Annotated in this window: 12 protein-coding genes; 6 read left to right on the top strand and 6 right to left on the bottom strand. The window is 38.0% G+C overall.

The window, feature by feature from the left end:
- Window positions 1–772, top strand: a 772-nt coding sequence (locus PLA12_12540; protein HOQ33323.1) for a His/Gly/Thr/Pro-type tRNA ligase C-terminal domain-containing protein, incomplete at its 5' end; no start/stop codon positions are given.
- 73 nt (window positions 773–845) lie between these two features.
- On the opposite strand, the gene PLA12_12535 is transcribed toward PLA12_12540, so the two are convergent.
- Complete coding sequence (locus PLA12_12535; GenBank protein ID HOQ33322.1) at window positions 846–1,751, bottom strand: DUF1559 domain-containing protein; 906 nt, start codon at window positions 1,749–1,751, stop codon at window positions 846–848.
- Window positions 1,752–2,415: 664 nt separating this feature from the next.
- Between PLA12_12535 and PLA12_12530 the strand changes: the two genes are divergently transcribed.
- Window positions 2,416–3,378 carry an SPASM domain-containing protein gene (locus tag PLA12_12530; protein ID HOQ33321.1) on the top strand — a complete coding sequence of 321 codons (963 nt, stop codon included), beginning with the start codon at window positions 2,416–2,418 and terminating at the stop codon, window positions 3,376–3,378.
- 198 nt (window positions 3,379–3,576) lie between these two features.
- Window positions 3,577–4,368 (top strand): M23 family metallopeptidase, encoded by a 792-nt coding sequence (locus PLA12_12525; GenBank protein ID HOQ33320.1) that lies wholly within the window; start codon window positions 3,577–3,579, stop codon window positions 4,366–4,368.
- Window positions 4,369–4,372: 4 nt separating this feature from the next.
- Here PLA12_12525 and PLA12_12520 read toward each other — a convergent pair whose 3' ends face one another.
- The 4 genes from PLA12_12520 to PLA12_12505 form a co-directional block, all read right to left on the bottom strand.
- Window positions 4,373–5,305, bottom strand: a complete 933-nt coding sequence (locus tag PLA12_12520) for a sensor domain-containing diguanylate cyclase (protein ID HOQ33319.1) — start codon at window positions 5,303–5,305, stop codon at window positions 4,373–4,375.
- 130 nt (window positions 5,306–5,435) lie between these two features.
- Entirely contained in the window at window positions 5,436–6,326 is an 891-nt protein-coding gene (locus PLA12_12515; GenBank protein ID HOQ33318.1) for a DUF1559 domain-containing protein, read from the bottom strand.
- A 135-nt stretch (window positions 6,327–6,461) separates the two neighbouring features.
- Window positions 6,462–7,442 (bottom strand): prepilin-type N-terminal cleavage/methylation domain-containing protein, encoded by a 981-nt coding sequence (locus tag PLA12_12510; GenBank protein HOQ33317.1) that lies wholly within the window; start codon window positions 7,440–7,442, stop codon window positions 6,462–6,464.
- 93 nt (window positions 7,443–7,535) lie between these two features.
- Window positions 7,536–9,626, bottom strand: a complete 2,091-nt coding sequence (locus tag PLA12_12505; GenBank protein ID HOQ33316.1) for a C-type lectin domain-containing protein — start codon at window positions 9,624–9,626, stop codon at window positions 7,536–7,538.
- A gap of 465 nt (window positions 9,627–10,091) precedes the next feature.
- Here PLA12_12505 and PLA12_12500 point away from each other — a divergent pair, with 465 nt between their 5' ends.
- Genes PLA12_12500 through srlD form a run of 3 tightly spaced genes read left to right on the top strand, consistent with a single transcriptional unit; the run spans window position 10,092 to window position 13,276 of the window.
- Window positions 10,092–10,844, top strand: coding sequence for a class II aldolase/adducin family protein (locus tag PLA12_12500; protein ID HOQ33315.1), 753 nt, complete (start codon window positions 10,092–10,094; stop codon window positions 10,842–10,844).
- A 24-nt stretch (window positions 10,845–10,868) separates the two neighbouring features.
- Window positions 10,869–12,500: an alcohol dehydrogenase catalytic domain-containing protein gene (locus PLA12_12495; protein ID HOQ33314.1), complete on the top strand. Its 1,632-nt coding sequence runs from the start codon at window positions 10,869–10,871 to the stop codon at window positions 12,498–12,500.
- Window positions 12,488–13,276, top strand: coding sequence for a sorbitol-6-phosphate dehydrogenase (gene srlD, locus PLA12_12490; GenBank protein HOQ33313.1), 789 nt, complete (start codon window positions 12,488–12,490; stop codon window positions 13,274–13,276). Before PLA12_12495 ends, srlD begins: the two co-directional genes overlap by 13 nt.
- 138 nt (window positions 13,277–13,414) lie before the next feature.
- On the opposite strand, the gene PLA12_12485 is transcribed toward srlD, so the two are convergent.
- Window positions 13,415–13,842: MBL fold metallo-hydrolase (locus PLA12_12485; GenBank protein ID HOQ33312.1), on the bottom strand; the 428-nt coding region annotated here is incomplete at its 5' end.

Below are 13,842 nucleotides of genomic sequence, written 5' to 3'. Positions count from 1 at the left end.
TAAAGCTCTACAAGCTGGAACTAGTCATTCTTTAGGTCAAAATTTTGCAAAAGCCTTTGATGTAAAATTTCAGGATAAAGACAAAGAATTAAAATATGTATATGCCACAAGTTGGGGTGTTTCAACACGACTTATAGGTGGAATGATAATGACCCATTCAGATGACCAGGGCCTTGTTATTCCTCCCAAGTTGGCTCCACTACCCGTAGTAATCGTTCCTATATGGCGAAGTGATGAAGAACAACAAAAAGTCTCCGAATTTGCTCGAAACATCACCCGTGATTGGGACCCACTGTTCTATAAAATTGATGATCGCGACCAATACAAACCCGGTTATAAATTCAATGAATGGGAACTGAAGGGTGTGCCTCTACGCATTGAGATAGGACCACGCGATATACAAAACCAGCAAGTAGTCCTCGTAAGAAGAGATACTGCAGAAAAAATAACCTTAGGTATTGATAACCTGAAGGAGCAGGTGCAAAATACTCTTGTAGATATACAAAATAACCTTTTCAAGAAAGCCAAAGAAAGAACAGAAGCAAATACATTCACAGTTGACTCTTATGATGAATATAAAGAACGAATTGAAAAGGGTGGCTTTTTCCGTGTTTTCCTTGACCATACCAACCCTGAAGTAGAACAGCGATTAAAAGAAGAAACCAAATCAACCATTCGTTGTATCCCCTTTGAGGCACCCGAAGAAGAAGGTCCCTGCATGATAACCGGGAAACCCTGTAAATACCGTGTTATTGCCGGACAAGCATATTAGTAAAAATTATATAGAAAGAGCAGGAATTTATCACAAATTCCTGCTCTTTTTGTCTTAAAAAGGAAAGGAGTTTTTAATCACCACTGGTTTGACTATCTAAGAAGCAAGCCCATAAACGAGAAACAGGGTTTTTTCCAGGATAGCGTATAAACTCCACATGACCATCCATATACAAAACATTCCCGCCACCGGGAACATGGTTCATAAATTCAGGCTGTGAATTAACATCATCGGACAATATCCATACCTCACTCTGAGCTTTACTCGAAGCAGCAGGATTGTTGATATCCGTTATCAGAAACCGCTCAATCCCTTCGCGAAGCCGATATACGGTAACGGCTCCTTGTTTTGCATCGGAATCCAATAAACTGGCATCTCCATTATTTGCCCAGTTGGCATAACCATTATTTAATATCGTTAGAATAGCGGTTAAGAAGTCTGGATTAAAATAGTTCATTGCGTTTGTCTCGTTAATTGCAGGGTCATTAACATCCTGTCCGGGTAAAACCATATCGGCATCCATAATTGCCCAACCGTAATAATTGTATGATTCCGCACTAAAACGGCAAGGATTCTTTTCATCTAAATTCGGGTCACCATTGCGATTCCACCATCCATCAACAGTTACATGAGTTCTCGCGGTTGAATCTGATGGACATATCATAACATTCGTATCCGTCAGATATTCGGGATACACTGTTCGTGCATTAAAGAAAGCCTCAACAGAAGATCGACAATTGCAATCGTCTGGCATCGCAGGATCACCTTGCCATATCTGAATCGTAGGGTATCTTTCTCCTTTCGATTCATTGGAATACATCTTGAACACCAATCCTAATTGCTTAAGATTGTTCTGACATGAAGACCGCCGTGCTGCTTCACGCGCACGAGCAAGTGCTGGCAAGAGGATAGCAGCAAGAATACCAATTATCGCTATCACAACCAGCAGTTCGATGAGAGTAAAACCTTTTTTTAACATATCTTTATTACTCCTGTTAAAAAGTTAATAATGATAAACACATATATAAGTAAACCCATGTTTAGTTTACTATAAATATATAATAATACTTATTATGAAAAATATCAAGTATTTATTTTTAAAAACTAAATTACAAATACTTATATCTTGGGTTATTTTTAATATTTATTTTTTGAATTTAGTTTATTTTATAATTTTTTTGTTTTATCCCAACTATTCGGCGCAGTAAAACTAAATGATAATTATATGTATTTTAAATAACAAATAAAATTTTTCATAAAATATATCTAATGTGAAGAACTATAGAACATAGGTAACAGATTTATATTTTTTCTTTAGTTAATGTATCTTATTATGTAGGAGGAAGTATCCCTTAATGGTATGGAAAACCTATCTAAAACCTCCTGGCTTTGGATTCTCTCCGCTTTATGAACTTTGTTAAAGTTTCTGTACTTTTTGAGGTGTAAAAAATTAACCACAGAGGACACAAAGAAAATACTACACAAAACACACAGAGGAAGTTTATAAGAAAATGAAACAAACTCTACTTTGTGGACTTTGTGTAAAGTCGTTGTGTTCTTTGTGGTAAAAAAAAATTAACCATTACATTTTTTTTATAATTGTTATATTATGGTATATATATTGAAAATATTAGGAAATACAGATGACAAATTTTATAAAAAAATGGAAGAAAAATTTTTATATAAAGGGCACAGATGAACACTGGTGGGCAGATAAATTAAAAACAATGTTTTTTCGCAAAGTCCCTGATTTCCCACTAACCGTGCAAATTCAAACACGAACCGGTTGTAATGGCGCTTGTATTTTTTGCCCCTATACTTTAAGTGTAGAACATGTTCCTAAGGGAACAATGTCCGATGAACTATTTAAAAAAATTGTTCATGAAATAGCACAACACAAAAACACGCGGCGTATCAGTCCTTACTTAATGAATGAACCCTTTTTGGACCCTAAAATTTTAGAACGATCACGATATATTAAACAAACAATTCCCAAATCACGAATTATTATTACAACAAATGGTAGCAAATTATCTACGGATGTGGTAGATGACTTGGTCAGAGATAATCCTTTTCTACATATATTTATTTCTATGCAGGGCATCGAAAAAGAACCTTATGAAGAGACAATGCGAGGAAGTTTAAAATTTGAAGAAACAAAAAGAAATATTGAGTATCTTATTCAAAAACGGAATGAATATTGTCCCAAATTAAAAATTACAATAACTATGGTTAAAACAAATCTTATTGATGTGGATAAAGCAGTAAATTACTGGAAAAGTCTTGGTGTTAATTCAAAATATACTGCATTAGAAAATCGAGGAGGAAATAATTTCACTTTCCGAAAATTAAATCCCGGTAAAGCAGTCCAATTTAAACATTGCACACGATTATTTAAACAAGCCTATATCTTGTTTAATGGGGATATGGTTTTGTGTTGCACGGATTATTTCAAAAAGATGGTTTTGGGAAATGTGGCGGAAAGTTCTATTTATGAAGTTTGGAATTCACCCCGGGCTATAAAAATTCGTCAGGATTTTATACGAGGCGATTTTTCTAAAAATCCTCTTTGTGCATCTTGTCTCATTTCTTCGGACGAAATGTAAAGAAAACCTAATAGCGTAAAAACCTCTTTTTCGTGCAGCAATCTTGTGTATCTGGAAAAAATTTCCTTTCTATGTAAAAAATTCCCGATGAATAAAAAGTATAAAATTATTTCAATTATGGTATATCAGGGACTTAAATAAAACACATACTTGGAATATGTTTTGCTTATAAAGAATCAACTTTTAGGATAAAATGATATGCATCGTATCCATGCGATTTCTTATTCCACAAAAAATAATATAACAGGAAAAAATCCAAAGACATTTTCTTCTTTATCCAGTTTGTCTTTATTGCAGACGATTCAAAATACCTCCTTTTTGAATTTATTACTGGATAATATAGAGGCAGAAATTTCTTCTAACAATTTTTCAGATTTTCTAAATACCAGCAATCACTCTTCTTTTCTTTTATCATATCCCAAAAATTTAGAAGTTTATACTAATTTTACAAACAATACAAATTCCCTTTCTTCCTTAAAAAATGTAATGAATTCTCAAACAAAAGTTTTGAAAAATTTTAATCAGAAACTGAAAAACACATATATAAACTCGCCCAATCCATTTTTAAATATTGTTCCCTCACAAAAACAGGTTTCATCTCCGTTTGGATGGCGGAATGACCCATTTACAGGGAAAAGAACTTTTCATAGGGGTATAGATATAGCCGCCCCTCAAGGATCACCTATATATCCTATTAAAGCGGGCATTGTAGAAGAAACAGGTTTTAGTAATAGTTATGGGAATTATGTGCGGATAAAACATGAGGATGGCACAAGTAGCCTATATGCTCACAATGAAAAGAACTTAGTCAAAAGAGGAGAGCAGGTTGATATTACGACACAAATTGCAAGTGTAGGTTCAACAGGAAGGGCTACCGGCAATCATTTACATCTGGAAATCTTACAAAACGGAAGATCTATCAATCCACAGAGATACTTTGATAATATTCAATATGCAAAGCAAAATCACCACATAGAAACTCACGGATAAAAACTTAAGAGGAATAAACAGTAACCCTATTTTTACCGTTGCGTTTGCTCTCATACATCATTTTATCCGCACGGTCAATAATGGAATCAAAGGTATCCTCTTTAAAAGAAATTGTTGAACCAATAGAAACTGTAACCCCCAATCTTCCCTGCGTTGTTTTTATACTACTGGCAGAAATTAACTTCCGTAACCGTTCTCCCAATTCAAATAATTCTTCCTGTTTCACATGCGGGACAATCGCAACGATCTCCTCTCCACCCCATCGCCCTACAAAATCATACGGACGCATAATACTCACAAGGGTTCGAGCAACCATTTTTAATACAATATCCCCAATAGGATGACCATAAGTATCATTAATGTGCTTAAAATCATCAATATCTATGAAAAACAGCCCCAAACTACTATTCATTCGTTTCATTTCTTCCAGACGGTCTTCAAGCACCTGTTCTGTATACCTGCGATTTCCAATCTCTGTCAAAGGACAAATCAATGCTTTCTCGCGGGTTCTCCGAAGTTCTTCCGATAGATTGAGTTCTTCGGTATCCTCCTGAAAAAATTCAATCGCACCCTTAGTCTCGTCATTCACCTTAATAGGTAAAGTTTCCACCTTTACAGGCATTCGATAGCCTGCCTTATGTCTCAAATATACCCTTGCTTTGCGAATTGTACCATCTTTAATAGTTTCTAATAGTGGACATCCATGAATACATAACTCCGTTGCGAGCTCATCTACATGTCGCAATAGATTATCCTGACAAAAAGACCCAATTACCTCACCTGAAGTATAACCCGTTATTTCATACGCTTTATCATTCCAAAAGAGAATTTCTCGTTCAGGAGAAACAACATACGCACCTATTTCAAGATTTTTTATAATCTCGATAGCCTGCTCTGAAAGAAGATCTTCCACTTTCTCTCTTTGTTCACATTTCATAAATCACTTGCCTTTATTGTAAATTCTCACAAATATATTTTAACACAATACCATTACATAATAAAAGAGAGACTACCTCTTTTGAGGAAGCAGTCTCTCTAAATAATATTTATTAAGTTTTTTCTACAAATTATACATTTCCAATGATTGCGGCGAACACTTTGTTTGCCGGATGTTCAGTTGGGAAACGAACAAACTCTGCATGTCCATCCATATAAAGAACATTGGCACCGCCGGGGATATGATTGAAATCTGAAGGCGTCGTTTCGATACCATCGAAAAAGAAAGCAATTTCACTTTGAGCCTGTGTGCTTGCCGCAGGATTGTTAATGTCCGTAATCAGGAATCGTTCGATTCCTTCACGAAGACGATACATGGTTATTTTACCCTGTGAGTCTGCCGTATTATAAGTTAAGTCTTTGTCCACAAGCCCCATGGCTGTGCTTACATCTGGAGCAGCATCTACTGCCGCTACTAAATTCATAAGCTTTTGTACAAAAAACGGGTTAACATAAGTAACTGGTAACTGAAATGAAGAGATATTTGGGTCATTGGGGTCCATTCCGGGCATCATATAGTCTTGTTCCCGTAATGTCCAACAGATGTAAATATAAGACAAAGCATCAACACGGCAAGGGCAAATAGGATTATCGGGATTTCCCCCACAATGCCATCTACCATCGGTAAATGCCCGTTTGCCGTCCGAATCAGAAGGACAAACATTTACATTCAAATCAGACAGATACTCGGGATATAATTGTGGTCCCCACCACATAAAATCAATACCAATATCATCACAATTATCTCCACCTGCAATACTTAAAGTAGGGAACCGTTCTCCCTTTGCTTCGTTAGCATACATTTTCATGGACAAACCTATCTGTTTTAGATTATTTTGGCAGGAGGAACGACGAGCTGCCTCACGGGCACGAGCAAGAGCCGGCAACAAAATTGCCGCGAGGATACCGATGATAGCTATGACCACCAGTAGTTCGATGAGTGTGAAACCTTTTTTCTTCATAACATTAATCCTTATGTTAGAGTTAAATTATTAGTTGTTATGAATAGTGTTAAATACAAATTCTATTTTAATAAAAAAATTGTGCAGTTTTCAAGAAAAAAACTGCACAATTTTTCTGAAAAAATGTTTTAATTTTTACGAAGCAGAGGTTAAAGCGGTTACTATTGTTGCTACATTTGATATTACTGGTTCTGTGCCAGGGACATCATTATCATACGGATTGGAATCTGAGGTATAACGAATAAATTCAACATGTCCGTCCATGTAAAGGACATTGCAACCACCCGGAATATGATTAAACAAGTCACCTGCTGCTCCACCTGCAGAGAATGTATCTAACATAATCCAAACAGAACTTTGTGCATTATTACTTGCGGCAGGGTTGTTAATATCAGTAATCAAGAAGCGTTCAATACCTTCACGCAACCGATAAATGGTATTTCCGCCACCATTACCATAACCTGCCCACTGAGATAAAAGAGATATATCCTGGTCAACCACCGGGACAAGAGCCGCGCCATTACCACCGGTATATTGTCCTAAGGCGGCGCCATATTGTTGAAATAGACTTTCTAAACCTGCAGCAAGCTGCGTCGGTACCATGATATTAGGGTCAACAGCACCAGCACCAAGAGCTGAAAGGGCTGTGTTTAATATTGTAAAAGAACTCAAAGGTTGAGAGGGCTTTAATCTGTCAAATACCCAGCTGAAATAGGCATAACTGGCGTCAACATCATCCGAAATGTAAACTAAATTTCCATTATTTTCTTCTATGCCACTTCTAGCTTTTGCTGCATCCGGGTCAGATGGATAGATGATAATATACGGGTCTGTAAGATATTCAGGGTATAATGAACTAACCTGAGGTCCTGCTGCGATATCTTGTTTGTTAGGTCTTAATGGATTGTAAGTTTGCAATGCAGGGTATCGTTCGCCTTTGGCTTCATTGGCATACATCTTGTAGACAAGACCCCACTGTTTCAAATTGTTCTGGCAGGAGGAACGACGAGCCGCCTCACGGGCGCGAGCAAGAGCCGGCAATAAAATTGCCGCAAGGATACCAATAATGGCAATAACGACAAGAAGTTCAATGAGTGTAAATCCTTTCTGTTTCATATACCCTTCTCCTCTAATGAAGGTTAATTTTATAACACCTATTGGCACCCGGTACCATACCGGGTGCCAATATATACCAGAGTTTGTGTTTTATTATGATTTCCGTTGCCGACGGACTAAGATCAATGAACTTCCGGCAACAATCACACCTGTGATTGCACCAAGAATTGCAATAGAGCCAACAGGAATCTCCGGATTACCGGGCCACATATTGGTTTTATCTGTGGCTGCAAGCACAAATAACTCCATACCTCCACCCACTGCAATTACCTCGTTCGCTTCTTGCAAGTTCGTCTTGCCATCGCCATCTAAATCACCATTTGCAGCTATAGCGCCATCGTTCGCTTTCGCCATACCATAAATACGATAGTTATTTACACTGGGTAATCCGACCGCTCCACCGGTTAATGCCAGGAATATAGCGTTCCATGTGGTTCGCATCTCTACACTGGAACCTAATAGACCCGCCATTACATCGCCCACCATCGGCGGAAGTGCCGCAAAAATTGGGTCAACATTCATAGCTAACCATGTGCAATCGTCTGTGAATAAGTTTTTGTTAAAATCAAAATCTGTTGGAATATTTAAATCTGGACGGAAATTGGGATGGCAGATACAATATTCAAGCAAAGCCATACTCCATGAATCTTTCAATCCGTCTCCAGGATAGGGATGAATCATGGCTATGACTTGCTCTAAATATTCAATATCCCAGTTAAACCAACTTAACATACCTAAGGTAGTGAGCAGATTCCGTAGTTGTGAACTTGCATCTGCCAATGTTTGTGCCAATAACGGACCCTGTCCTGTAGTTGGGTTATTAATTCTTCCTTCAAATTCACAGGGTTCTTCACCTTCGGGTGTTCCTTCGGGTGTTCCTTCGGGTGTTCCCTCCGGAGTTCCCTCGGGTGTTCCTTCGGGTGTTCCTTCTCCTTCACCGCCACCACCGGAGAACTGCTCCCAATAATCGGGAATACCATTAGAATCACTATCTGGATAGGCATTCGGGAATTCAACTAAACCACGACGCGTGGCGCTGGCTTTATTATCGTTCCATCCACCGCTGCTGGTAATTTCCCCATAATCTTCGCCGCTGGAATCGTTAGGTTCTCCACTATTCCAATTGACATACTTACCGCCTACGGGGTTTCCAGATGCCGTACCTTGCCAGAACTGTTCGCCTGTAGCAACCCAGACCCATTGCCCTTCTGTAAACTTATCCGTTGCACCTATCCACATATTGCTGTTTATTTGTGGGTATACGGTACTCATAATCCAGGCATTTTCTGCAGAATCATCTATAGTGACCAGATGTCCCGGAATGGGTATAGTTTCGCTTGCATTATTTACAAGGCTATGTTCTGTAGCAACCTGTTCAGCAATTTCCCACGGCAGAGTATACGGCTGTAACCAGTATACATGCTGATTAGCAGGATTATAGAAATAGGTCTTACCCCAACGCAGTCCTGTTTCACAAACACTACTTGGGTCCTCTCCGCTTGTTGTGATACCAGGGTCCATCGCTGCATTTACATAATTTGCCACATTTTCACCCTGTCCATACCACTCATTAATATTCTTTACTCCATCACCATCAAAATCACCACATGCAGACATGTATGCCTGGCGACGAACATAAGGCGGTTCCGCAGGTTGACCTGCATTCCATGAAGAACCGTAAGCCGATAATTCATATAGAATTTCCGCGACTGAACCCCACGAGCCAGAAAACCATGCAGCAGGCGTTCTACCATAATCGCCATCACCTAATGTGGCATACGCCCCACCCATAATCGCTAATGCAGGTGCAAGTGAGTTAACTAATCCTCCCTGATGAGAAGCAAAACTACTCCAATTAGTTTTGAATGCTTCGTGAATAGTGTCATGTAATGGATGGGATGTGTTATTGCATATTGCTGTTAGCAAAGCGAACTCATTAATATCTAAAACATCATTATCGTTATTGTCTGCATCCGTTGGGTCTAAGAAGTCAAATACATAGTCACCTCCAAACTGAAACAGAGCTAGTTTGGTCATCCATGCTTCGAAGTCTACACTTGAAGCGGTAAAAGGACCACCTGGAGCACTAGACCATGTGAAGTTTGCTGGGGCATCCGCCCACGCTCCTGCGACGAGGAGCCACAGACATAAATGGAAACCGATTACTAATTTGAGCTTTTGCATAATCCACTCCTTCTGTTAAAGGGTTTTAATGTTAAATAAACATAACAAATAATAAGTGTGAAATACCGTTCTCACACATATCAGCCCTTGTTGAATATTGATATTCAATTTTCTTTTATAAAATTAGCATACTTTAAATGTGTTTGTCAAGTAAAATTTTAAAACTTTATTTCATAATTAATACTTTTTTTGAGAAATCGTTTACATGTAATAGATTATAAATATATGGATATTCAAAAAACATATTGTTTATTAATATTATTTCTATTTTAATTGCTTTGTAACGCAGAACAAACTTCTCTATAAGAAACAAAACACCATCTCTTAAAACAAGGGGGATAGTTAAAAATAATGGTATTGTTTTCTGGAAGGTATTAAACAAATTTTTAGTTTCGTAGACACATTTCAAATCCTAATTGAAAATTCTATATAATATGAGCCAAAACTTTTTAAAGGGTATACTTTATGTCAGAACAAATATTAGAACAATTAACAAGCATGAGCCGTTTTTTAGGACAACCTGAACATCACCTTGCGATATTAGGGGAAGGAAATACTTCTGCAAGGATTGATGATGAACACTTTTATATAAAAGCATCGGGCACAACATTGCAAACCATTCAAAATACAGATTTCCTTTGTGTCCGTATGAAACCTGTTTTATCTTTACTTGACAACCCTTCTGCAACGGATGAAGATGTAATACAAATTTTACAGTCAGCGAAAACCGATGTTCATGATAAAAGGATGCCTTCGGTGGAAACCATATTACATGCGGTTTTGTATCAATATCCCCAATATATGTTTATTGGACATACACATCCTATTTTTGTCAATTCTATTTTATGTTCCCAGAAAGCAGAAGAATATATTCAAGGTCGAACCTGTCCCGACCATATTGTTGTGTTAGGTAGAAAATCCGTGTTTATCCCGTATGTTGACCCAGGTCTTACCTTAGCCCGTGTCGTTCGTGATAAGGTAAAGGAGTTTATAGCAAGCGAAGGATTTTTACCTAAGGCTATCTTTATGGAAAATCATGGGCTCATTGCCATGGGACCAACACCCAGTAAGGTTCAGGCAATAACATGTATGGCTGAGAAATGTGCCCAGATTGTTATTGGCTCTGCGTCTTGTGGAGGACCTAAATTTTTGAGTGATGCCGCAATTCGCCGAATAGATACACGACCCGATGAACACTATCGTCAAAAATTACTTTGAAAAAACAAATGAAAGGAGTTTGTTATGAATAATAAATTGCAAAAATTTCGTAATGTAGAACATCCTCTTCCTGAAAAATATTACGCATGGCAGGTATTTGGCTCCGGATTGGAAAATTTTGGGAAAGAGGGTAAACCTGTTTTATTACCTCTTCGCGAACCGAATGATAATGAAATTTTATTACGGATTGATGCATTAGGAATATGCTTATCCGATATTAAGATTATTAATTTAGGGGGTAATCATCCCCGTCTCCGCGGAAGGAATTTAGCAGAAGAACCTATTGTGTTGGGACATGAATGTGCTGTAACTGTAGTAAAAGCAGGTTCCCAATGGAAAGACAAGTTCAAAAAAGGTGACCGTTTCATTGTCCAGGCTGATATATATTACAAAGGTGTTGGGTATGCCTTTGGTTATTTAATTCCTGGTGGTATGCAGCAATATACTTATTTAGATGAAAAAGCTCTGGCTGGAGATGATGGTTGCTATTTGTTGCCTGTCCAACAAACTACGGGTTATAGTGCTTCAGCATTAGCAGAGCCATGGGCATGTGTGGAAATGTCCTATCGCTTAGAAGACCGTATTTATCCCGATACCGATAGCCCATGGTATATTACAACAAATCCTGACCCTCAAATTTTAAAAGATTTCCCGAATGCTAAAGTTTTGTCTCCAAATCAATTTCCAGCAGAAGGGGAAACATCAAAGGATATTATTATACAGGTATCTGATGGAAAAGAGATTGAAACATGGTTAAAATATTTAGCACCTTATGGAACAATGTATGTGTTAGGTTCCGTAGATGAAATACCCAATGCCTATATCTCAGTAGATGTTGGTTCTGTTCATTATGAATATAAACGAATTATTGGAGGTGGAAAAAACCTGAAAGAGATAAAAGAGAAGAATATGAGGTCGGACTTACTCCCCGGAGGAAAGGCTTTATTTATCGGAGCTGGTGGACCCATGGGACAGATGCATGTCCAGCGAGCATTAGAGAAAACAGATGGACCCATGAAAGTAGTAGTTACTGATTTAGATGCAGGAAGATTGGAACATTTACGAGTGAGGTCGGCGGAATTATTAAAGAAAAGACCTGTCGAATTGATTACTGTTTGCACCAAAGATTTCCCAGACACTTCCGCATTAAACAAACACCTCGAATCATTAGCCCCGAAGGGTTATAGCGATGTTGTTTTATTAGCACCTGTTCCTGCGTTGGTAACACAGGCGGTTGATTTCTCTGCTCCTTGCGGATTTGTAAATCTTTTCGCAGGATTAGGAATAGGGACTGTTGCAAATGTTTCATTAAAGAAGATTTGTGAGGGCATAAAAATTATTGGTTGCAGTGGAAGCAGAATTTCGGATTTAAGTCATGTATTACAATCTGTAGAAAATGGTTCTCGGGATACAAACCGAAGCGTGGCTGCAATCGGTGGCCTTTTCTCTGCCCACGAAGGTTTAAAAGCCGTTAAAGAAGCACGGTTTCCTGGCAAAGTAGTTATCTATCCTCAAATACTTGATTTGCCATTAATACCTCTGGAAAAAGTAGCAGAAATATTACCCGATGTGGGTCAATATCTTTCAAAAGATGGAACATGGACACAACAAGCAGAAGAAAAATTATTAGAAAGGTATTTGCCATGGAACGATTAAAAGGTAGAAAAGCCATTGTAACAGGTTCGGCTCAAGGTTTGGGCGAAGCCATATTGCAACGACTGGCTAAAGAAGGTGCAGATGCCGTAGGTTGGGATATAAACATTGAGAAGATGACAGAAACTGCAAAACGAATTGCAGAACAAACAGGTCGCAAAATCTTTGCAGAAAAAGTGGATATTACCAATGCAGAGATGGTCAAAAATGCAGTGGATAAAGCGGTTGATTTACTCGGTGGGCTGGATATAATGGTCTGTAACGCGGGTATTCTTATATCAGGTGATTCTATCCATTTTGATATTTCCGCATGGCGAAAGGTTATTGATATTGACCTGGTTGGATATTTTATCTGTGCTCGTGAAGCGATACGCGTTATGTTGCCCAATAAATATGGCACTGTAATACAAATTAACTCCAAATCGGGTAAGAAAGGTAGTTTTAAAAATTCGGCTTATGCGGCGGCAAAGTTCGGAGGTATTGGAGTTACGCAAAGCCTTGCTTTAGAATTTGCGGAGCATGGAATTCGTATCAATGCTATTTGTCCCGGGAATTTATTGGACTCTCCTTTATGGACGGAAAGCCTTTTTAAACAATATGCAAAAAATCAAGGAATCACCGAAGAAGAAGTGCGAAAGAAGTATATTGACCAGGTCCCCATGAAACGACCCTGCCGATATGAAGATGTATGCAATGTGGTTGTATTTTTAGCCAGTGATGAATCCAATTATATGACCGGTCAGGCAATTAATGTTACCGGTGGGCAGGAAATGCGATAATAAACATCACTGCAAAAATAGAAAATTGTCATTCTAAAATGAAGAAAATTCCCAGAGAAAAATTTTTTAAGAGCTGTTTTTTTATTTGTCTATAAAAAAAATTATTTGAAAATAAGTGCGGAGAATAGTAAATTGCGATTAGCCAAAATTGAAAACGGTTCCCGCAGGTGCTGGTAAACAAGGGAAAGGTAAATGTTTATTAAAATAAATAAGCGAGTTAAATCCAGAACAATGGCACGCATAGAGGGTATTTATATTTAAGGATAATAAAAAGTTCGTTGTCATTTGCAAATGTTCTTCTGTAGCACTGTGTAGGTGTAGTCCGCCGATAACAATTAGTTCCTTATCCGATTTTATTAAATTATTACGCAGGTAAGTGAGAGTATTTATTATTCCAGCATGAGTGCATCCCAGTAAAACAATCCCGTATTTTTTGCCTTCAATCAACAAACATTGGTCATCAGGAAAAGTATCTAATTGGGTGCATTGAGGGTCAAGATAAAAATGTGGCTCGGGATTTTCAAAAGGAGTTGTTCGGGGTATTGTACCAGAGACAAAAATATTAT

It is taken from the genome of Candidatus Hydrogenedens sp., from assembly GCA_035378955.1.
Taxonomy (GTDB): domain Bacteria; phylum Hydrogenedentota; class Hydrogenedentia; order Hydrogenedentales; family Hydrogenedentaceae; genus Hydrogenedens.
This window is presented reverse-complemented; position numbering and strand designations above follow the sequence as displayed.

Excerpts from the sequence above, each read along its gene's own strand:
- PLA12_12535 (HOQ33322.1), bottom strand. The coding sequence starts at position 1,751 with ATGTTAAAAAAAGGTTTTACTCTCATCGAACTGCTGGTTGTGATAGCG.
- PLA12_12530 (HOQ33321.1), top strand. The coding sequence starts at position 2,416 with ATGACAAATTTTATAAAAAAATGGAAGAAAAATTTTTATATAAAGGGC.
- PLA12_12525 (HOQ33320.1), top strand. The coding sequence starts at position 3,577 with ATGCATCGTATCCATGCGATTTCTTATTCCACAAAAAATAATATAACA.
- PLA12_12520 (HOQ33319.1), bottom strand. The coding sequence starts at position 5,305 with ATGAAATGTGAACAAAGAGAGAAAGTGGAAGATCTTCTTTCAGAGCAG.
- PLA12_12515 (HOQ33318.1), bottom strand. The coding sequence starts at position 6,326 with ATGAAGAAAAAAGGTTTCACACTCATCGAACTACTGGTGGTCATAGCT.
- PLA12_12510 (HOQ33317.1), bottom strand. The coding sequence starts at position 7,442 with ATGAAACAGAAAGGATTTACACTCATTGAACTTCTTGTCGTTATTGCC.
- PLA12_12505 (HOQ33316.1), bottom strand. The coding sequence starts at position 9,626 with ATGCAAAAGCTCAAATTAGTAATCGGTTTCCATTTATGTCTGTGGCTC.
- PLA12_12500 (HOQ33315.1), top strand. The coding sequence starts at position 10,092 with ATGTCAGAACAAATATTAGAACAATTAACAAGCATGAGCCGTTTTTTA.
- PLA12_12495 (HOQ33314.1), top strand. The coding sequence starts at position 10,869 with ATGAATAATAAATTGCAAAAATTTCGTAATGTAGAACATCCTCTTCCT.
- srlD (HOQ33313.1), top strand. The coding sequence starts at position 12,488 with ATGGAACGATTAAAAGGTAGAAAAGCCATTGTAACAGGTTCGGCTCAA.